The organism is Pseudoclavibacter sp. VKM Ac-2867 (assembly GCF_015351275.1).
GTDB lineage: Bacteria > Actinomycetota > Actinomycetes > Actinomycetales > Microbacteriaceae > Pseudoclavibacter.
The window spans coordinates 213602-232706 of record NZ_JADKSL010000003.1 but is presented as its reverse complement, the minus strand read 5'-3'; the positions used below and the strand labels follow the sequence as shown (position 1 = coordinate 232706).

General features: G+C 67.0%; 15 protein-coding genes. 7 read left to right on the top strand and 8 right to left on the bottom strand.

Annotated elements, in window-relative coordinates; genetic code table 11:
• Positions 1-48: 48 nt before the first annotated feature.
• From ITJ67_RS05455 to ITJ67_RS05445, 3 genes are all read right to left on the bottom strand, one after another.
• The gene (locus ITJ67_RS05455; RefSeq protein ID WP_194677010.1) at positions 49-1455 is read right to left on the bottom strand and encodes an RNA polymerase sigma factor; all 1407 of its coding nucleotides are present in this window, start codon (positions 1453-1455) and stop codon (positions 49-51) included.
• Between the two features lie 131 nt (positions 1456-1586).
• Positions 1587-2903 carry an MFS transporter gene (locus ITJ67_RS05450; protein WP_160071866.1) on the bottom strand — a complete coding sequence of 439 codons (1317 nt, stop codon included), beginning with the start codon at positions 2901-2903 and terminating at the stop codon, positions 1587-1589.
• 101 nt (positions 2904-3004) lie between these two features.
• Positions 3005-3919, bottom strand: coding sequence for a proteasome assembly chaperone family protein (locus ITJ67_RS05445; protein ID WP_104298722.1), 915 nt, complete (start codon positions 3917-3919; stop codon positions 3005-3007).
• A gap of 102 nt (positions 3920-4021) precedes the next feature.
• Between ITJ67_RS05445 and ITJ67_RS05440 the strand changes: the two genes are divergently transcribed.
• The 3 genes from ITJ67_RS05440 to sucB all read left to right on the top strand — a co-directional run bounded on the left by ITJ67_RS05440 (position 4022) and on the right by sucB (position 8494).
• Entirely contained in the window at positions 4022-5488 is a 1467-nt protein-coding gene (locus ITJ67_RS05440; protein ID WP_194677009.1) for a leucyl aminopeptidase, read from the top strand.
• A gap of 91 nt (positions 5489-5579) precedes the next feature.
• The gene (gene lpdA, locus ITJ67_RS05435; protein ID WP_228496588.1) at positions 5580-6980 is read left to right on the top strand and encodes a dihydrolipoyl dehydrogenase; all 1401 of its coding nucleotides are present in this window, start codon (positions 5580-5582) and stop codon (positions 6978-6980) included.
• A gap of 32 nt (positions 6981-7012) precedes the next feature.
• On the top strand, positions 7013-8494 hold the full coding sequence (gene sucB / locus ITJ67_RS05430; RefSeq protein WP_194677008.1) for a 2-oxoglutarate dehydrogenase, E2 component, dihydrolipoamide succinyltransferase: 1482 nt from the start codon (positions 7013-7015) through the stop codon (positions 8492-8494).
• Positions 8495-8499: 5 nt separating this feature from the next.
• On the opposite strand, the gene ITJ67_RS05425 is transcribed toward sucB, so the two are convergent.
• The gene (locus ITJ67_RS05425; RefSeq protein WP_194677007.1) at positions 8500-10233 is read right to left on the bottom strand and encodes a hypothetical protein; all 1734 of its coding nucleotides are present in this window, start codon (positions 10231-10233) and stop codon (positions 8500-8502) included.
• Between the two features lie 116 nt (positions 10234-10349).
• Here ITJ67_RS05425 and ITJ67_RS05420 point away from each other — a divergent pair, with 116 nt between their 5' ends.
• Positions 10350-11069 (top strand): DUF4191 domain-containing protein, encoded by a 720-nt coding sequence (locus ITJ67_RS05420; RefSeq protein ID WP_104298719.1) that lies wholly within the window; start codon positions 10350-10352, stop codon positions 11067-11069.
• Positions 11070-11105: 36 nt separating this feature from the next.
• Here ITJ67_RS05420 and ITJ67_RS05415 read toward each other — a convergent pair whose 3' ends face one another.
• Positions 11106-11531: an RDD family protein gene (locus ITJ67_RS05415; protein ID WP_194677006.1), complete on the bottom strand. Its 426-nt coding sequence runs from the start codon at positions 11529-11531 to the stop codon at positions 11106-11108.
• A gap of 166 nt (positions 11532-11697) precedes the next feature.
• Here ITJ67_RS05415 and glnA (ITJ67_RS05410) point away from each other — a divergent pair, with 166 nt between their 5' ends.
• Positions 11698-13122, top strand: coding sequence for a type I glutamate--ammonia ligase (gene glnA / locus ITJ67_RS05410; RefSeq protein ID WP_068492563.1), 1425 nt, complete (start codon positions 11698-11700; stop codon positions 13120-13122).
• Between the two features lie 135 nt (positions 13123-13257).
• The gene (locus tag ITJ67_RS05405; RefSeq protein ID WP_194677005.1) at positions 13258-13584 is read left to right on the top strand and encodes a hypothetical protein; all 327 of its coding nucleotides are present in this window, start codon (positions 13258-13260) and stop codon (positions 13582-13584) included.
• Positions 13585-13621: 37 nt separating this feature from the next.
• Here the strand turns inward: ITJ67_RS05405 and ITJ67_RS05400 are convergent, their stop codons facing one another.
• Both ITJ67_RS05400 and glnA (ITJ67_RS05395) read right to left on the bottom strand, forming a co-directional pair.
• Positions 13622-16639 carry a bifunctional [glutamine synthetase] adenylyltransferase/[glutamine synthetase]-adenylyl-L-tyrosine phosphorylase gene (locus ITJ67_RS05400; RefSeq protein WP_160071900.1) on the bottom strand — a complete coding sequence of 1006 codons (3018 nt, stop codon included), beginning with the start codon at positions 16637-16639 and terminating at the stop codon, positions 13622-13624.
• Positions 16640-16642: 3 nt separating this feature from the next.
• Positions 16643-17980, bottom strand: a complete 1338-nt coding sequence (gene glnA / locus ITJ67_RS05395) for a type I glutamate--ammonia ligase (protein WP_104241365.1) — start codon at positions 17978-17980, stop codon at positions 16643-16645.
• Positions 17981-18055: 75 nt separating this feature from the next.
• On the opposite strand from glnA (ITJ67_RS05395), the gene panB reads away from it, so the two are divergent.
• Positions 18056-18883, top strand: coding sequence for a 3-methyl-2-oxobutanoate hydroxymethyltransferase (panB, locus tag ITJ67_RS05390; RefSeq protein WP_228502331.1), 828 nt, complete (start codon positions 18056-18058; stop codon positions 18881-18883).
• A 33-nt stretch (positions 18884-18916) separates the two neighbouring features.
• Here panB and ITJ67_RS05385 read toward each other — a convergent pair whose 3' ends face one another.
• On the bottom strand, positions 18917-19105 hold the full coding sequence (locus ITJ67_RS05385) for a hypothetical protein (RefSeq protein ID WP_104241367.1): 189 nt from the start codon (positions 19103-19105) through the stop codon (positions 18917-18919).

Genomic DNA, 19105 nt, shown 5'->3' with positions numbered 1-19105 from the left:
GAAGGCCCGGATGCATGCATCCGGGCCTTCGTCGTGCTGGGTTCGTGCCTACTCGAGGTAGTCGCGCAGCGACTGCGAGCGTGACGGGTGACGCAGCTTCGCCATCGTCTTCGACTCGATCTGGCGGATACGCTCGCGGGTCACGCCGAACGTGTCGCCGATCTGGTCCAGCGTCTTCGGCATGCCGTCTCCGAGGCCGAAGCGCATGCGAATGACACCAGCTTCGCGCTCTGCAAGCGAGTCGAGCAGTGACTCGAGCTGACGCTGCAGCATCGTGAAGCTGACCGCGTCGGCTGGAACGACAGCCTCGGTGTCCTCGATGAGGTCACCGAACTCGCTGTCGCCGTCTTCACCGAGGGGCGTGTGGAGCGAGATCGGCTCGCGACCGTACTTCTGCACCTCGACGACCTTCTCGGGCGTCATGTCGAGCTCCTTGGCGAGCTCCTCAGGCGTGGGCTCGCGACCGAGGTCCTGCAGCATCTGGCGCTGCACGCGAGCCAGCTTGTTGATGACCTCGACCATGTGCACCGGGATGCGGATCGTGCGGGCCTGGTCGGCCATGGCACGCGTGATCGCCTGGCGGATCCACCAGGTGGCGTACGTCGAGAACTTGAAGCCCTTCGTGTAGTCGAACTTCTCGACTGCACGGATGAGACCCATGTTTCCCTCCTGGATCAGGTCCAGGAACTGCATGCCGCGACCCGTGTACCGCTTGGCGAGGCTCACGACCAGTCGAAGGTTGGCGCCGAGCAGGTGGCTCTTCGCGCGATCTCCGTCGCGGGAGACCCACTTGAGTTCGCGAACGAGCTGCTTGTCGAGCTCGCCCTCCTGCTCCTTGAGCTTCTCGGCGGCGAACAGCCCCGCCTCGATGCGCATGGCGAGGTCGACCTCTTCGGCCGCGTTCAGCAGCGCGACCTTTCCGATCTGCTTCAGGTAGTCCTTGACGGGGTCGGCCGTCGCACCGGTGATCGCAGCGGAGTAGACCGGGGTCTCCTCCTCGTCGTCACTCGGCGTGAGCACGATGGCGCCCTTGACGCGCGCCTTCTCAGAGTCGGCCTTCGCGTCCTTCGGGTCGGCTGGCTTGACCGAATCGTCGTCGGAGTCGGCTGCGTCGGACGCATCCGCGTCGACATCGACCTCTTCGATCTCGCCTTCTTCGACGCCGTCTTCCGGCTCGTCGCCCTCAGCCTTCTTCTTCGTCGCCGCGCGCTTGCGGGGCGCAGCCTTAGCTGGCGCGCCCTCCGAGGCAGTCGCTGTCTTGCGCTTCGCGGGTGCGCGCTTCGCGGCAGGCTTCTTGGCGCCCGCGGCTTCGTCAGCTGCGCTCTCGGTCTCGACAGCGGCACTCGATTCGGCGCTCGCCTTCTTGACCGGCGCTGCGCGCTTGCGCGCTGGCGCCTTCTTGATGTCCTCGGTTGCTTCTGCAGTAGCCGTGGTAGCTCCCGTGCGTGTCGCCATGTTCAGACCCCTCTCGTCACGGTGCGGGCATAAGGAAGGCCCTTGTCAAGTCTGCGCAGAGGCAGACCCGCAGGGTCCATCCGTTGATTATGGCACGGTTTCGGGAGAAACCTTGGATTCACGAGTGAGATTCACATCCCACGCCTGCCCGACCCGAACCATCTCCTGCCTATTGCAACCCAGAGCGGGTCGATGATTATTCCCTCATCGCGCGCCATGCGGCCCCTCGTGCGTCGTCTGCTGAGCAGCAGGCCACTCAGCCCGATGAGCATGATGCCGGGGATCACCCAGAACGCGAGCTTGTACTGCTGCCAGTCCACTGCTCCCGCGACGCCGATGCCGAGCCCATCCAGCGAGATGCCGATCAGGAACATGGTCGTGAAGCTGGCGACGAAACCTCCGACGTTCACGATGCCGGACGCCGATCCGAGGCTCGAAGCTGGGTTGAAGGTGCGGGCGTAGTCGAAGCCGATCGCCGAGCCCGAGCCGCCGATGCCCATCACGACGAGGAGCACGATCAGGAGCCAGAGCGGCGGCAGGCCGGGCCACAGGAGCACCGTCACCCAGACGCCCAAGATGAGCAGGGCGCAGATCAGCACGAGGTTGGAGCGCCGGAGCGGGTATCGCCCCGTGAGCACCCCGAGGAATGGGCCGAGGACCATTCCCGCGAGCACGATCACGGGGAGCAGCGACGAAGCAAGTGCCGGCTCCAGCCCCATGCCCTGCGTCATGAGCGGGAACCCCCACAGCAGGCCGAAGACCGTTCCAGGGAACTGCGTCGTGAAGTGCGCCCAGAAGCCGAGCCTCGTCCCCGGGCGGCGCGCGGCCTGGGCGACCTTCCCCATGACGCCACGGACGCTGATCGCCTCGCCGGCTCTGCGCAGCTCCGGGCTGTCCCGCAGGAACACCGCGACCGCGACCGAGGTGATCAGTGCAAGGCTCGCGACGGAGAGGAACGCCGGCGTCCAGGACGTGGACCGCAGCAGGAAGCCGAACGGGACAGCAGAGAGCACTTGTCCCAGCTGGCCGAGGTTGCCGTACCACTGCACGAAGACCGGCACCCGCCGCGGCGGGAACCACGCGGCGATGATCCGGAGTCCTGAGACGAAGGTCGTCGCGTCCCCGGCCCCGACGAGCATCCGGCCCATGACCGCGACACCGAGTTCCGGCGCCAGCGCCACGATCAGCTGCCCTCCGGACATGAGCAGTGCCCCGACGAGGATGAGCCTCGACGGCCCGAATCGATCGAGCAGCATGCCTACCGGAATCTGCAGAGCGGCGTAGACCGCCAGCTGTGCGACGGCCAGCGTCGACAGCGCAGCGGCCCCGACCTCGAAACGCTCACTGGCGAGCACGCCGGCGACCCCGAGGGACGATCGCTGCGTGACGGCGACCATGTAGGCGATCGCCGTGATGGCGAACATCGCGGGAGCAAGGCGGCGGTTCATCTGAGCTATTGTCTCGCGTCCCGCCGCCAGGAAACGCCACACGGCACAGACGAGAAGACCGTCACACCGAAACGGTCACCGGGAAGAACCCGGGCAGCGCCTCAGGCGTCGTCGTCGCGGCCGAGCGCCAGATAGCGCTCGATTTCCGCGGCGAGCTGGTCTGCAGAGGGCAGCTCGCCGGCCGCGTCCTCGAAGTCGTTGGTCACCGCAAGATTCTGGAGGTAGGCGTCGTGCTGCGTCTCCAGGGCGTGGATGAGCTTCTGCCCGTCGGGGTTGGACTCGAGCTCGGCATCGACGCCAGCACGGAACGTGCGATCGCGCTCACGCAGCGCCTCGGTTGCGATCATTCGCCCCGTCGCGCTCCCCAGAGCGGACAGCGCCGCGACTGCCCCTGCCGGCACGGAGGAGTCTGCGACGTAGTGCGGAATCAGCATCGCGAGGCTCAGTACGGGATGGCCAAGCTCCTCAGCCCGCACCTGGAAGTACTGCATGACGTGAGCCGGCGCCTCGGTCGTCGGGTTCCACACGGAGAGGGAATCCACGAGCTCCTCGCGATTGCCGGTCGCGGCGATGCGAATGGGACGCGTGTGGGGAACCGGCATGGGCACAGCGTGCACCCAGGTCGTCGACGAGACCTCGAGCGCGTCGACGGCATCCACGAGCGCCTCGCTGAAGAGCCGCCACCGGTAGTCGGGTTCGAAGCCCGAGAGGAACAGGAACTCCTGGCCGAGCTCATCTGCGACGAGCCTGAGGTCGAGACGAGGTGACGACACGGACTTCACTCGACCGTTCGAGACGGACACGATCGGGCGCCGCGCACGGTAATCGTAGAGCTCGTCGACATCGAACTCCGCGACGATCCGGGCGTCCTCGTCGAGACCGATGATCTCGTCGGAGACCTGCGCCGCCACGGCTCCGGCGTCGTGACCGCCACGCAGCGCGACGATGAGGGGCAGGCCTGCAGGGACGTCATGCCACGCGGCAGCCACTCGGAAGATGCGCTCAGTCTCGCTCATGGGTCCAATGCTAGGTCGGAAGGCTGACGTTGGTACGGGCGTTCGCGCTTGGCGCACGAGACGGCAGGCCTGGCCCCGCGCGCTCGCAATATGCTGGCCTGCATGACGCTTGCCACCCTGGAACTCGCCGAATCCGCTCCCGATGCACAGCTGCTGGTGCTCCCCGTGATCCGACTGGAGGAATCGCTCACCGTCTCGGCTCCCGCCGGTCTGCCAGACCTCGAGCCGTATCTCGAGGCCACGGGCTTCCTGGGCAAGAGCGGTGAGACGCAGAAGATCGCCATCCCGGTCGACGGCGGCGTCAGAGCGGCCATCGCCCTCGGTCTCGGCGACGCGAGCGACGAGGAGCAGGCAAGGCGAGCAGGAGGCGCACTGGCTCGCGCGGTCGCCACCTCGGCCATCTCCGTCGACGTCGACGCCCTCGAACCCGCGATCCGCGAGGCGGTCCTCCTCGGCGCCGTCCTGGCCAGCTACCGCTTCACGCCATACAAGTCCGAGGAAGATGACGCCGCGCTGGCCACGATCAGCGTCGTGACTGCCGATGAGGCTCGCGCATCCGCCGAGATCGCCAGGGTGAGCGCCATCGCGTCGTCCGTCGCCCTGGTCCAGGATGCCGTCAACACGCCACCGAACGACCTCCCGCCCGCCGCCCTCGCCGATATCGCGGTGCGAGTCGCAGAGTCGAAGGGCATCGAGTCACGGGTCTGGGACGCCGAGCAGCTGCGCGACGGGGGCTTCGGCGGTCTGACGGCCGTCGGACAGGGCTCCTCGCGCGGCCCACGTCTCGTCCGTCTCGACTACCGGCCGGAAGGCGCCCAGCTGCACGTCGCGCTCGTCGGGAAGGGCATCACCTTCGACACGGGCGGGCTCTCGCTCAAGCCTGCCGGCTCGATGGTCGGCATGAAGTTCGACATGGCCGGAGCCGCGACGATCGTCGGCGTGCTGCAGGCCGCGGTGGAGCTCGACATCAAGGTCGCCATCACGGGCTGGCTCTGCATCGCCGAGAACATGCCTTCGAGCACCGCCACACGGCCCGACGACGTCGTGACGATCTACGGCGGCAAGACCGTCGAGATCACCAACACCGACGCGGAGGGCCGCATCGTCATGGCCGACGGCATCGCCGCTGCCAGCGAGGAGCACCCCGACCTCATCATCGACATCGCGACGCTGACCGGCGCCCAGATCGTCGCCCTCGGCGACCGCACCACCGCGGTCATGGGCAACGACGACGCCTGGATCAGCAGTGTCGTCGAGGCATCGCGCTCGATCGGCGAGCCCTCCTGGGCGATGCCCATCCCAGAGGAGGTCGGCGACACGCTCAAGTCCCCCGTCGCGGACCTCGCCAACATGCGCTCCGGCAACCGCTCGGCCGGCATGCTCGTCGCGGCCGCGTTCCTCGAGCGCTTCGTCGGCGAACGAGCCGACGGCGAAGGCGCCATCCCCTGGGTGCACCTCGACATCGCGGGCCCCTCGAACAACACCTCGGCCGCCTACGGCTACGTCCCCAAGGGCGCCACCGGCGTGATGGTGCGAACGCTCATCGCACTGCTCGAGTCCCGTTCCTGAGCTGGTTATTCCTGCCAGTTCGACGCGTGTAGGCTTCCCTGAGGGGTAATTTCGCCGCGCGTGGCGACCAGAAACCGGCCGCCGCTTCTCTATGAATTCCATTGAGGGAGTTTTCCGGGTGTCAGAACACAATTTCGACCTCGTCGTCCTTGGCGGAGGAAGTGCGGGATACGCCGCAGCTATCCGCGCCGTTCAGCTGGGCTCAACCGTCGCTCTGGTTGAGAAGGACAAGCTCGGAGGCACCTGCCTCCACCGTGGCTGCGTGCCTACGAAGGCCATGCTCCACGCGGCAGAGCTTGCCGACAACGCACACGAGGCATCATCGGTCGGTGTGCTCACCGAGTTCCAGGGCGTCGACATCGTGAAGGTCAACGCCTTCCGCGAGGGTATCGTCGCCAGCAAGTTCAAGGGCCTCCAGGGCCTCCTGAAGGCCAAGGGCGTCACCGTCTTCCAGGGAGAGGGAAAGCTCGTCTCCCCCACGACCGTCCAGGTCGGAGACGACACGCTCACGGGCAAGAACGTCGTCCTCGCAACCGGGTCCTTCTCGCGTTCACTGCCAGGCCTCGAGATCTCGGGCAACGTCATCACGAGCGAGCAGGCGCTCGAGCTCGAATGGCTCCCGAACCGCGTCGTCATCCTCGGTGGCGGCGTCATCGGCCTGGAGTTCGCCAGCGTCTGGCGTTCGTTCGGCGTCGAGGTCACGATCGTCGAGGGCCTCAAGCACCTCGCTCCGGCTGAAGAGGAGTCCGTCTCCAAGCAGCTCGAGCGCGCCTACAAGAAGCGTGGCATCGACTTCAAGCTCGGCGTCCGCTTCAAGGGCGTCACGCAGGACGAGTACGGCGTGCACGTCGAGCTCGAGTCGGGCGACGTGCTCGACGCCGACCTGCTCCTCGTCGCGGTCGGTCGCGGCCCAGTGACCGACGGCATCGGCCTCGAAGAGGTCGGCGTCACGACGGACCGCGGCTTCGTGCCCGTCGACGAGACGCTGCAGACCAATGTCCCCGGCGTCTACGCCATCGGCGACATCGTTCCCGGCCTCCAGCTCGCGCACCGCAGCTACCAGCACGGCATCTTCGTGGCCGAGCAGATCGCCGGCCTCAACCCCGTGCAGGTCGAGGACATCAACATCCCGAAGATCACGTACTCCGACCCGGAGATCGCATCTGTCGGCTACTCCGAGGCGAAGGCGAAGGAGAAGTTCGGCGACGACGCCATCTCCACCGCCGAGTACAACCTTGCGGGCAACGCGAAGAGCTCGATCCTCGGCACAAGTGGCACCGTCAAGCTCGTGCGCGTCAACGACGGCCCGATCGTCGGTGTCCACATGATCGGCGGCCGCGTCGGCGAGCTCGTGAGCGAAGCTCAGCTCATCGTCAACTGGGAGGCCTACCCAGAGGACGTCGCGCACCTCATCCACGCCCACCCGACGCAGGGTGAGACGATCGGCGAGGCAGCGCGTCTGCTCGCCGGAGTCCCGCTGCACGCCCTCTGACCAGCCAGAACCACTCAAGGAGAACCCACATCATGAGCGAAGACGTAACGCTCCCGGCACTCGGCGAGAGTGTCACCGAAGGAACCGTCACCCGCTGGCTGAAGAGCGTCGGCGACACCGTCGAGGTCGACGAGCCACTGCTCGAGGTCTCGACGGACAAGGTCGACACCGAGATCCCGTCGCCCATCGCCGGCGTCCTCGAGGAGATCCTCGTGGGCGAAGACGAGACCGTCGAGGTCGGCGCAGTGCTCGCTCGCCTCGGCGACGGCTCTGGTGCGTCGTCCTCCGACGACAGCGCTCCTGCGGCCGAAGAGGCCCAGGCCGAGCCCGAGGTCGAGGAAGCAGCCGAGTCGACCTCGCAGCCCGCCGCGGCTCCCGAGGCCGAAGAGTCCCCGGCAGACAAGGAAGACGAAGGCTACGCGGAGCCGGCTCCCGAGAAGGAGACGACGTCTGAGGCCCCCGCGAAGCAGGCAGCGACCCCCGCCGCGCAGACGGCGCAGCAGTCCGCTTCCGCTCCGAAGCCGCCGGCGCAGCCCAAGCAGCCTTCGCAGCCCAAGCAGGCTGGGGAGACGGCTCAGGCCGCCTCGAGCTCCGACCCCCGCTACGTCACGCCGCTCGTTCGCAAGCTCGCGGCAGACGCTGGCGTCGACCTCTCGAAGGTCCAGGGCACCGGAGTCGGCGGGCGCATCCGCAAGGAAGACGTCGTCGCCTTCGCTGAGTCGAGCAAGTCCGCAGCTCCGGCAGCGGCAGCCTCGGCCGGCACCCCCGGCGAGCCCACTCCGTTCGAGGTCTCCGAGCTGCGTGGCACGACGGCGAAGATGTCGCGTCTTCGCAAGGTCGTCGCCGAGCGTGCTGTCGCTTCGATGAACTCGACGGCACAGCTCACGACGGTCGTCGAGGTCGACGTGACTCGCATTGCGCAGCTGCGCGACCGCGTCAAGGGCGACTTCCACGCGAAGACGGGCAACAAGCTCTCGTTCCTGCCGTTCTTCACTCTCGCGGCGGCCGAAGCGCTCCAGAGCTTCCCGATCATCAACTCCACGGTCGACGGGGACTCCATCGTCTACCCGGAGTCCGAGAACATCGCGATGGCGGTCGACACCGAGCGCGGCCTGCTCACGCCGGTCATCAAGAAGGCGTCGCAGTTCGACATCGCCGGCCTCGCAGGGCAGATCGCTGATCTCGCCGAGCGCACTCGCGACAACAAGCTGCTCCCAGACGAGCTGGCGGGCGGAACGTTCACGGTCACGAACACGGGCTCGCGTGGCGCGCTGTTCGACACGCCAGTCGTCTTCCTGCCGCAGAGCGCGATCCTGGGTACCGGCATCGTCGCGAAGCGTCCGGCTGTCGTGAAGACCGCGGACGGCCAGGAGTCCATCGCGATTCGCTCGCTGGTCTTCCTCGCGCTGAGCTACGACCACCGCATCATCGACGGTGCCGACGCGGCTCGCTTCCTCTCGCAGGTGAAGAACCGCCTCGAAGAGGGCGCGTTCGAAGGGCAGCTCGGACTCTAGAGCCGTCACTGAGGAGCTGCCGCTCCTCGGACATCCCGCAGACGCCAACCGGCCTCCCCACGAGCGATCGTGAGGGAGGCCGGTGGTGTCTCTGCGGCCTGGACCGCGTCCGCTGGCCACAGATCAACCACGACGAGGTCGCCGTAGCGATCCCTGAGCGTCGCTGCTGTCAGCCCTGCGAGCTGGTCTGATGTGCCCCCACCGCGGGCGAGGTCCGCGTGCAGACCCGGCGCGTCACTCTGGTAGACCTCCTCGAGGCAACCCACCGTCGCGCTGGCTAGGCACTCGGCCCGCCGTTCGACCAGGGCCAGCACGGCGACGGTCGGATCGTCCGCCATGGTGCGTGCGCGCCAGTCAGGGGCCGCAGCTGAGTCGGCGACGGGCATCGTCTCGTTCACCGGCGGGTTCCCGGAGCTCGGAGAGTCCGGCCCAGCGGTGTGTGCGGGCCCGGCATCGCTCGTTGGCACGGTCGACGCCGAACTCTCTCCCCCACCAGGTACCTCACCGAGCAGCCCCAGGGCCGCGGCGCAGATGCACAGGACCACTGCGGCAGCTGCCGCGATGCGAAAGGGGAGCCTGATGGTGCCCAGCGTGCGGCGAAGGAGGCCGGGTTGCCGACGCGCCAGCTGCCTCCTCCTGCTTGGCCCGCCGCGAGACACCCGCCGATCGGGAGTCTCGGGGCGATCTCGACGTCTGGCTTCCCCACGGGCCTGCACGGGGTGCCCGCGGCGGACGACTCTTCCTGTTCCTGCGTCCACGAAGTCGCCGTCTGCCTCGTCTGCATCGTCGTCATCGCCGTCGAGCAGCGAGTTGGTCAAGCGGCGTGTATCGGCACCCGCCGAAGCGAAGCCCTCGTGCTCCTCGATAGCTGGAGTCGCGGGAGGCAGCGTCGACTCGTGCGCCAGCAAGGCCCGGTGAGGAGTGCGCTCTCCCGCCGCCGGGTCCTGGATGTCGCTGGCATCGTGCCAGGAGAAGAGCGCGTCGAGCAGGCGCTCGGGCAGCTCCGCATCCACGTCACCGCTCAGGCACCTGTCGAGTTCGCGCTCGAGCGCAGCCGGGAGCTCGAGCTCCGTCGGCAGCTGCGCGAGGACCAGGTCGGCGAAGCCCTCGAAGGCCTTCCAGTCGCGGACGACGCCAGGCTGCAGCCGGTCATCGGACCTTCCGAGGCGCGCCAGCGAATCCCACCTCTTCACAACGGGTCGCCCCTGAGCGGTGAGCCGAACGTCCTCGAGGCTCAAGCCGCCGAGAGCGAGGCCCGCTCGGTGAAGCTCGGCGAGCGTCTCCGCGATCGGGGCCAGGATCGTCACGATCTCACCGGTCGCAAGGGGGTAGGGCCGGTCGAGCAGCTCCCCCACGCTGGAGCCGGTCGTCGCTTCGAGTACCGCAACGGTCTGTCGGTGATCCGTCAGGCCCATATCCAGCAGCACGGGGATGCTCGGAGCGCTGATCTCGTCGAAGATCTCGCAGAGTTCATTCAGCGTCGGAGCCCCGCTCGCTTCGACCTCAACGACAAGCTCGACGGTGCCGAGGAGCGCCGCGGCAGGACGCTGCGGTTGCGAGACGTCTGCGGCACCGGAGAGCCATTCCTGCTCATCCGGTGCCGCCTGCTCCCTCGACACCGCCAGGAGACGGTGCCAGGCGCCGGAGTCGGCGAGCACCTCGACGACCCGCCAGCCCACGATGTCGAAGTACTCGGGGCGGTCGAGGCGCTCGGTTCCTGGCAGATTTCTGGCTCGCACGACGCGAGTCTGACGGTCCCGACACCAGCGGAGCGCACCAGCTTCATCGTCTGTGGAGAAGTCGTCACGAGTCCGAATGTGAATACGGGGTGAAGTGCCGGTATTCTGGATGCACTATGGCGAACTCTCCACAAGCCAGCGCAGCAGCGGAAAAAGAACCAGGTCGCTTCAAGCAGATCTGGCAAGTCCTCAAGATGACGGTCAAGTACGACAAGACCGCACCTTGGATCATGGCCGCTGCCGTGCTCGTCCCCCTGATCATCGCAGCGCTCGTGAGCATCTTCCTGCCCGGATCGAACGCGCTCATCTGGATCCTCACGATGATCCTCGGCCTCATGGTCGGCGTGCTCCTCTTCATGTTCACGCTCAACTGGCGCGCCGAGCGGGTGGCCTTCGGGCAGCTCGAAGGACGTGCCGGTGCTACCGGCCAGGTGCTCACCAGCGCCATGCGCGGAACCTGGCAGACCAGCGAGATGCCGGTCGCCTTCAACGCGAAGACGCAGGATGCGGTCTACCGTGCGATCGGCAAGCCCGGCGTTGTCATCCTCACCGAAGGCAGCAAGTCCGGCACCAAGCGACTGCTCGACGACGAGCGGCGCAAGACCGCGCGAATCCTGCCCAACGTGCCCATCCACCACTTCCATGTGGGGACTGGCGCCGACGACGTGAAGCTCGTCAAGGTGCGCAAGACCCTCAACAAGCTGCCGAAGAAGCTCACCAAGCCGGAGATCGTCGCCGTGACGAGCCGACTCAAGGCGCTCGGCAGCAACGCGCTCCCGATCCCCAAGGGCATTGACCCGATGCGGATGCGCTCGTCGCGTTCGCAGATGCGCTGATCCGCAGCATCCCCGCCAGAGACTCGCCCTGTCGCTCTACACGAGCCGCAGGGCGAGTTTTGTCATGATGTCGTGGCCGCCGCGCTGGTCGCTGTCCCAGACGAGCATGGGCAGAACGAGGGTCACGAGGAGTTGGCGGACGAGGGGACGCACGTACCCGGGTGCGGAGCCATCGAGTCTGGTCACGCGCATCCGGAACAGCAGGTGTCCCGCCGATCCCCCGAAGAGCATGATGCCGACGGAGCTCATGGAGAAGAAGAGGAGCAGGATCGCGATCGACTCGTAGTCGAAGAAGAGGAACGCAACGCCGGCAGCGAGGGCGTAGTCCACGATGAGGGCAGGGACGCGTCGACGCATGGGCCCGATCGAGCCTCGCCCATCCTCGGGGTAGCCGAGGCGGTAGCCCGGGTAGCGGTTGTTCTCCGGCCGTGCGAACTCCGGACTGCTTGACTGTGCGGGCATCCGAACAGTTTACCTTCGCCATCCGAGCCTGCTCGGTGCCCGAGCCCCACATATCACGCTCTGCGTAACGTGCACGAAACATAACAGTGACCAAGGGGCAACAGCGAGTGGTTAGCTTGTGACAGGACCCCGTCCGCCAACACCTTCGACACGACCCGGAGAAGCCATGTTCAAAGAACCGTCTGAAGTCCTCGCCTATATCGCCGATAACGATGTCAAGTTCCTCGACATCCGCTTCACCGACCTCCCGGGTGTGCAGCAGCACTTCAACATCCCCGCGTCGACCGTCGACGAGGAGTTCTTCTCCGTCGGCCAGCTCTTCGATGGCTCCTCGATCCGCGGTTTCGCGTCGATCCACGAGTCGGACATGCAGCTCATCCCCGACGTGACGACCGCGTACCTCGACCCGTTCCGCGACGCGAAGACCCTGATCATGGTCTTCGACATCTACAACCCGCGCACCGGTGAGATCTACCACCGCGACCCGCGCCAGGTCGCGAAGAAGGCTGTCGACTACCTGTCCTCGACGGGCATCGCCGACACGGCGTTCTTCGCTCCCGAGGCCGAGTTCTACATCTTCGACGACGTGCGCTACTCCGTGACGTCGAACCAGAGCTTCTACTCGGTCGACTCCGAAGAGGGCGCCTGGAACTCCGGCCGCGAAGAAGAGGGCGGCAACCTCGGCAACAAGACGCCGTTCAAGGGTGGCTACTTCCCCGTCTCCCCCGTCGACAAGACGGCAGACCTGCGCGACGACATCACGCTCAAGCTCATCGAGGCTGGCTTCATCCTCGAGCGCTCGCACCACGAGGTGGGCACCGGCGGGCAGCAGGAGATCAACTACCGCTTCGACACGATGGTCAGCGCTGCAGATGACATCCTGAAGTTCAAGTACATCGTCAAGAACACCGCTGAGCAGTGGGGCAAGTCGGCCACGTTCATGCCGAAGCCGCTCTACAACGACAATGGCTCGGGCATGCACACGCACCAGTCGCTCTGGAAGGATGGCGAGCCGCTCTTCTACGACGAGGCCGGCTACGGTTCGCTCTCCGACACGGCTCGCTGGTACATCGGCGGTCTGCTTGCGCACGCCAACTCGCTCGCGGCGTTCACCAACCCGACGACGAACTCCTACCACCGTCTGGTGAAGGGCTTCGAGGCTCCCATCAACCTGGTCTACTCGGCAGGAAACCGCTCGGCTGCGATCCGTATCCCGATCACGGGCTCCAACCCGAAGGCGAAGCGCATCGAGTTCCGCGCACCGGACGCCTCGGCCAACCCGTACCTCGCGTTCGCCGCCCAGCTCATGGCAGGCCTCGACGGCATCCAGAACCGCATCGAGCCGCACGAGCCCGTCGACAAGGACCTCTACGAGCTTCCCCCGGAAGAGGCGAAGAGCATCCCGCAGCTCGCCACCTCGCTGCCTGAGGCGCTCGCAGCTCTCGAGGCTGACCACGAGTACCTCACCAAGGGCAACGTCTTCACGCCGGAGCTCATCGAGAACTGGATCAACTACAAGACGGTCAACGAAGTGCAGCCGCTCGCGCAGCGTCCGCACCCGTACGAGTTCGAGCTCTACTACGGCGTCTAACTCGTCGCGGTAGCTCCACGCCCGGCCCGTCTCGCACTCTGCGAGGCGGGCCGGGCGTTTTTGCATCTGACGGTGTGTGCGTCCGCGCCTCCGTTCCGTCCAGGTAGGCGCCGGATGGCATGGCAGGCTGGGTGGATGGATGAAGCAGAACTCCACGAGCAGGCTCTGGCCGCGATCGACCACCACAAGCGGCTCGCCGCGAGCATCCACGCCGCGGCCGTCCGTCGGCTCTCGTCCGAGCCGCAGAGCGAGGACTGGCACCGGCACAACGCCGACGTCGACAGCGCCATCGACGAGCTGCTTGCCCACGAGTTCACGACGCCGAAGTCCGCGTTGCAGGCGCTCGCCTCGCATGAGGCCCAGCACGCCGTCGGCATCGGCAGGCAGTCCGGCCTCGACGCCGTCCTGATCGCCGACAGCCTCGAGCGCGCCATCATTGAGCAGCAGTCCGAGCAGTCCTAGGTCCTCGCCCGCGTCTGCAGGTGCGAGGTGCGGGCGGCTACTCGCCGTAGAAGAGTCGCTCGAAGACACGACGAGCGCGGCGGGTCTCGCCGAGGTAGTCGTCCTCGAGATGCGGGCCCGAGCCCGGTGCGTAGCCCAGTGCGCGTGCCACGGCATCGAGCGTCGGGCCGTCCTGGGGCAGCAGGTCGGACTGCTTGTTCGTCGCCAGGTACAGCGCCGAGCGCACCCGCGAGGCCAGCAGCCAGGCGTCGCGCAGCTGATTGGCGTCAGTTGGCGTCAGCAGCTCCTCGTCCTGTGCAGCGTCGATGGTGCCGAGCGTCGACGTCGTCCGAAGGGACGTGCGGTGCGTCGCGTGCTGCAGCTGCAGGGTCTGGGCGAGCCATTCGACGTCGCTCAGCGAGCCGCGTCCGAGCTTGAGATGTCGCGTCGGGTCCGCTCCCTGCGGCAGCCGCTCGTTCTCCACTCTCGCCTTGATGCGCCGCACCTCGCGAAGGCCGTCCTCGGACAGCTCCTTGCCGTACCGGACCTCGTCCACGAGGTCCATGAACCGATCACGCACGTTGGCATCCCCGACGACGTCGTGCGCGCGCAGCAGCGCCTGGGTCTCCCAGCCGAGCGACCACCTGGCGTAGTAGCTGCGGTAGGCGGACAGCGACCGGACGAGGGGCCCGGACTTGCCCTCAGGGCGGAGCCCCGCATCCAGGTCGATCGGCATACGCGGGTCGGCCGTGAACTCCACGATCCGGTGCACCAGCGAAAGCGCTCGCCGACTCGCGAGGTCGGGGTTCTCGAAGTCGCCCTTCTCGAAGACGTAGAGGACATCGAGATCCGAGCCGAAGCCGAGCTCGCGACCGCCGTAACGGCCCATGGCGATGATCGCGAACGGAGGGTACTCGACCTTGTCGATGCGTCGGACCGCGTCGTACGCACCGTGGAGCGTCGCCGTCGCGATGTCGGAGAGACCCGCGCCCGTCTGCTTGATGTCGATGAGGCTGAGGAGACCGCCGATGGCCAGGCGCAGGACCTCGCGTCGACGGAACGTGCGAAGAGCCCTCCGGAGGGCAACCTCGTCGTCGTGTCGGCGGATCGTCGTCGCGACCTCGTCGAGCAGTGCGTTGAGCGTGCGGGGCTTCAGCTGAGCGTCGTCGTCCAGCCACTTCACCGCCTCGGGGTAGAGCTCGAAGAACTCAGCCGCGAACTTCGAGCCGGAGAGCAGCTGCGTGAGCCGCTTGGCCGCCGCCGAGCTGTCGCGCAAGAGCCTGAGGTACCAAGCGGTGTCGCCGAGCCGTTCCGAGAGCTTCCTGAAGGCGAGGAAGCCGCTGTCGGGGTCGCTGCCCTGCGAGAACCAGTCGATGAGCACCGGCAGCAGCGTGCGCTGCATGATCGCTCTGCGGGACACCCCCTTCACGAGCGCAGTGATATGCGCCAGCGCGCCCCGCGGGTCGAGGAAGCCGATGGCACGCAGGCGAGCCTCTGCCTGGTCCGAGCTCAGCGCGAACCCCTCGGTGGGCAGCGCCGCAACCGCAGAGAGCAGGGGGCGATAGAAGACCTTCTCGTGCAGACCGCGGACACGGAGCTTCACCCGCTGCCACTCGTCGGTGAGCTCGCGTGAGTTCGCGAAGCTCGCTGAGCGAGCCAAGACGCCACGTTCGATGTCGCTCGTCGGCATGAGGTGCGTGCGCCGCAGGGCACGCAGCTGGATCCGGTGCTCGAGCAGGCGAAGGAACTCGTAGTCGGAGGAGAACTGATTCGCGTCGTCGCGCCCGATGTAGCCGCCCTCGCTGAGCGCCTCGAGCGCCGCCAGCGTCGACCGTTCCCGCACGGTCTCGTCGTGCTGGCCATGCACGAGCTGCAGGAGCTGGACGGTGAACTCGATATCGCGGAGCCCGCCAGGTCCGAGCTTGATCTGCAGGTCGACTTCCTCAGCAGGAATGTGCTCGGTCACGCGCTCGCGCATCGCCCGCACCTGATCGACGAAGTCCGCGCGGCTGGCACTCGCCCAGATCAGCGGCTCGACTCGGCGCTCGAATTCCTCTCCGAGCCTCAAGTCGCCCGCCATGGCCCTCGACTTGATGAGCGCCTGGAACTCCCAGTTCTTCGCCCACCGCTCGTAGTAGCGCGCGTACGAGTCGATCGTTCGAACCAGCGCGCCGTCCTTGCCCTCTGGCCTGAGGTTCGCGTCCACCTCCCAGAGTGCCGGCTCGATGTCCGTGGAGTCGATGACCCGCATCGTGAGGCTCGCGAGCCTCGTGCCGATCTCGACGGCCTTCGGTACAGCGACACGCTCCGGGTCGGACGATTCGGCCACGAACATGATGTCGACATCGCTGATGTAGTTGAGTTCCTCGGCGCCGGCCTTGCCCATGCCGATCACCGAGAGGCGAACGCACTCGACGTCCTCGGCCGGGAAGCGTCCGAACCCGCTCGGCGGCGCCTGCGTCTCGGCGCGGGCGACCATGATGGCCGCATCCAGCGTCTCCCCCGCGAGGTCGGCAAGAGCACGACTCACCTCGCGGACGCACCCGCGCTGGTCGTCCTGGGCCAGGTCGAAGGCGGTGATGCGGGCCAGTTCGGTGCGGTAGCGGATGCGGAGCGACCGAATCGCCTCGGAGCCCGTGATCTGCGCGACGGCCATGCCGAATCCGCCGTCGGCGTCTGCCTGGTCGGCGTCGACACCGACACTCGCCGCCATCCGGCGCTGCAGCTCGGCACGGGTCGGCAGCTCGGACTCGCCGGACTGCACGACCTCCATCGTGCGCGGGTGGCGCAGGAAGAACTCGGCTAGCCCTGTCGACGCCCCGAGCAGACGAACGACCGTCTTGGCGTTCGGTCGCTCCGCGAACAGCGAGTCGACGGCACTCGGGTGCTGACGCGCGAGATACACGAGCCACTGGAGCGCCTGGTCCGGATCGGCGACCCGCTCGTCTACGACGGAGAACACGTCGTCTGCCCGCACCCCGGTCAGCTCGGCGAGCTCCACGAGGCGCGGCTCGGCCTCACTGGGCGCGGCGAAGCCCGCCCTCGCGAGGCGCGTTCGCAGACCGTCAGAGCGCACGACTTACAAGGAGTGCAGGTTCGAGGCGAGCTCGAAAGGCGTCACCTGAGCTCGGTACTGCTTCCATTCCGCACGCTTGTTCGCGAGGAAGTAGGCGAAGACCTGCTCCCCGAGCGTCTCGGCGACCAGCTCCGAGTTCTCCATGATGGCGATGGCCTCGTTGAGGCTCGACGGCAGCGGATCGAAGCCGAGCACGCTGCGCTCACGCGGCGACATCTCCCAGATGTCTCCCTCGATCTCGGCAGGAAGCTCGTACTCCTCCGACACGCCCTTGAGGCCAGCCGAGAGCAGGACCGCGTACGCGAGGTACGGGTTGGCCGCGGAGTCGATGCCGCGGTACTCGACCCGAGCCGAGCCACCCTTGTTCGGCTTGTAGGTAGGGATGCGCACAAGTGCAGAGCTGTTGTTGTGACCCCAGCACGCGTAGCTCGGGGCCTCGTCTCCGCCCCAGATGCGCTTGTAGGAGTTGACGAACTGGTTCGTCACGGCCGTGATCTCCGGCGCGTGCTTGAGGAGACCCGCGACGAAGTGCCTGCCGATCTTCGACAGCTGGTACTCGGCGCCCGGCTCGTGGAACACGTTCGTGTCGCCCTCGAAGAGCGAGACGTGCGTGTGCATACCGCTGCCAGGGTGCTGCCACATCGGCTTGGGCATGAACGTGGCGTACACGCCCTGCTCGATGGCGACTTCCTTGACCACGGTGCGGAACGTCATGACGTTGTCGGCCGTGTTGAGCGCATCCGAGAACCTGAGGTCGATCTCGTTCTGTCCCGGGCCAGCCTCGTGGTGGCTGTACTCGACCGAGATGCCGAGGTCTTCCAGGATGCGCACTGCGCGACGACGGAAGTCGTGAGCGGTTCCGCCTGGCACGTTGTCGAAGTAGCCCGCGTTGTCTGCCGGCACCGGCTCGCCGCTGAGCGCCTCGTCGGACTTCAGCAGGTAGAACTCGATCTCGGGGTGCACGTAGAAGGTGAAGCCCTGCGCCGATGCCACGTCCAGCGCGCGGCGAAGCACGCGGCGCGGGTCGGTGACCGAAGGCTGGCCGTCCGGAGTGGAGATGTCGCAGAACATCCGAGCGGTCGGATCGATCTCACCACGCCACGGGAGCATCTGGAACGTCGACGGATCCGGGTGCAGGAGCATGTCGGCCTCAGACCGCCTCGTGAACCCCTCGACGGCAGAGCCGTCGAGTCCGATGCCCTCGTTGAAGGCACCCTCCACCTCCGCCGGTGCGATTGCCACGGACTTCAGTGTTCCGAGAACATCCGTAAACCACAGGCGGATGAACTTGATCCCGCGCTCCTCGATCTGGCGGAGTACGAAGTCCTGCTGCTTGTCCACTCGGGCTCCAATTCTTGTTGTGCGCCTCCCCCTAGGCTACTGGGCCTGAGGCCGCCCCGCCGTATGATGGCCTGCATGTCTCAGGCCAGTGCACCGAAGCGAGTCCGAATTCGACACTTTCAGACGGCCAAGGCCGCCGGCGAGCGCATCACCGCGCTCACGAGCTACGACGCCATGACCGCTGCGGTGTTTGACGAGGCAGGCATCGACGTGCTCCTCGTCGGAGATTCCGCGGCCACCACGGTGCTCGGTGAGACCTCGACGCTGCCCGTCACGGTCGACGAGCTGATTCCCATGGCACGCTCCGTCGCACGCGGCGTGTCGCGAGCCCTCGTCGTCGCAGATCTTCCGTTCGGCAGCTATGAGCGCGGACCCGAGCAGGCTCTGGACACCGCGGTCAGGTTCATGAAGGAGGCCGGCGTGCAGGCCGTGAAGCTCGAGGGCGGCGTGCGTTCGCAGGCCACCATCAAGCGCATCGTCGAGGCCGGAATTCCGGTCATGGCCCACATCGGCTACACCCCGCAGAGCGAGCACGGCCTCGGCGGGCACGTCGTGCAGGGCCGAGGCGACGCGGCGGAGCGGGTTCGAGCAGACGCTCGCGCCGTGCAGGACGCCGGCGCGTTCAGCGTGGTCCTCGAGATGGTCCCGGCCGTCCTGGCCGCGGAGATCACGCGGGAGCTCGTCATCCCGACCATCGGCATCGGCGCCGGTGCCGAGTGCGACGGTCAGATCCTCGTGTGGACCGACGCGATGGGCCTCGGCACCGGTCGCATGCCGCGCTTCGTGCGCAAGTACGCCGACCTGCGGGGCATCCTCCTCGACGCCGCCTCGAGCTACCGCGACGAGGTCAAGTCAGGCGCGTTCCCCTCGGAGGCGGAGAGCTTCGAGGACCAGTCCGGCTAGGGCCGCTCCGGGAACGAGGAGGAACGCCGTCGGTCAGCGGTCCTCTTCGGCCTCTTCCTCGGCCCAGGCCTTCGCGCGCTCCTGAAGCTTCTCAGGGGCGCGCTTCGCCTCTGCCTCGGATGCGAACGGGCCGACGAGCTCAGAGCCGAGGGACTGCCGTCCGACCTCGACCTCGCCCGTGCGCGAGTTGTACCAGAATTCCTGTGCATGCGTATCGGTCAT

Excerpts from the sequence above, each read along its gene's own strand:
- panB (WP_228502331.1), top strand. The coding sequence starts at position 18,056 with ATGTCTCAGGCCAGTGCACCGAAGCGAGTCCGAATTCGACACTTTCAG.
- lpdA (WP_228496588.1), top strand. The coding sequence starts at position 5,580 with ATGAATTCCATTGAGGGAGTTTTCCGGGTGTCAGAACACAATTTCGAC.
- ITJ67_RS05440 (WP_194677009.1), top strand. The coding sequence starts at position 4,022 with ATGACGCTTGCCACCCTGGAACTCGCCGAATCCGCTCCCGATGCACAG.
- ITJ67_RS05455 (WP_194677010.1), bottom strand. The coding sequence starts at position 1,455 with ATGGCGACACGCACGGGAGCTACCACGGCTACTGCAGAAGCAACCGAG.
- ITJ67_RS05415 (WP_194677006.1), bottom strand. The coding sequence starts at position 11,531 with ATGCCCGCACAGTCAAGCAGTCCGGAGTTCGCACGGCCGGAGAACAAC.
- glnA (WP_068492563.1), top strand. The coding sequence starts at position 11,698 with ATGTTCAAAGAACCGTCTGAAGTCCTCGCCTATATCGCCGATAACGAT.
- ITJ67_RS05420 (WP_104298719.1), top strand. The coding sequence starts at position 10,350 with ATGGCGAACTCTCCACAAGCCAGCGCAGCAGCGGAAAAAGAACCAGGT.
- sucB (WP_194677008.1), top strand. The coding sequence starts at position 7,013 with ATGAGCGAAGACGTAACGCTCCCGGCACTCGGCGAGAGTGTCACCGAA.
- ITJ67_RS05445 (WP_104298722.1), bottom strand. The coding sequence starts at position 3,919 with ATGAGCGAGACTGAGCGCATCTTCCGAGTGGCTGCCGCGTGGCATGAC.
- ITJ67_RS05450 (WP_160071866.1), bottom strand. The coding sequence starts at position 2,903 with ATGAACCGCCGCCTTGCTCCCGCGATGTTCGCCATCACGGCGATCGCC.
- ITJ67_RS05385 (WP_104241367.1), bottom strand. The coding sequence starts at position 19,105 with ATGACCGATACGCATGCACAGGAATTCTGGTACAACTCGCGCACGGGC.
- ITJ67_RS05405 (WP_194677005.1), top strand. The coding sequence starts at position 13,258 with ATGGATGAAGCAGAACTCCACGAGCAGGCTCTGGCCGCGATCGACCAC.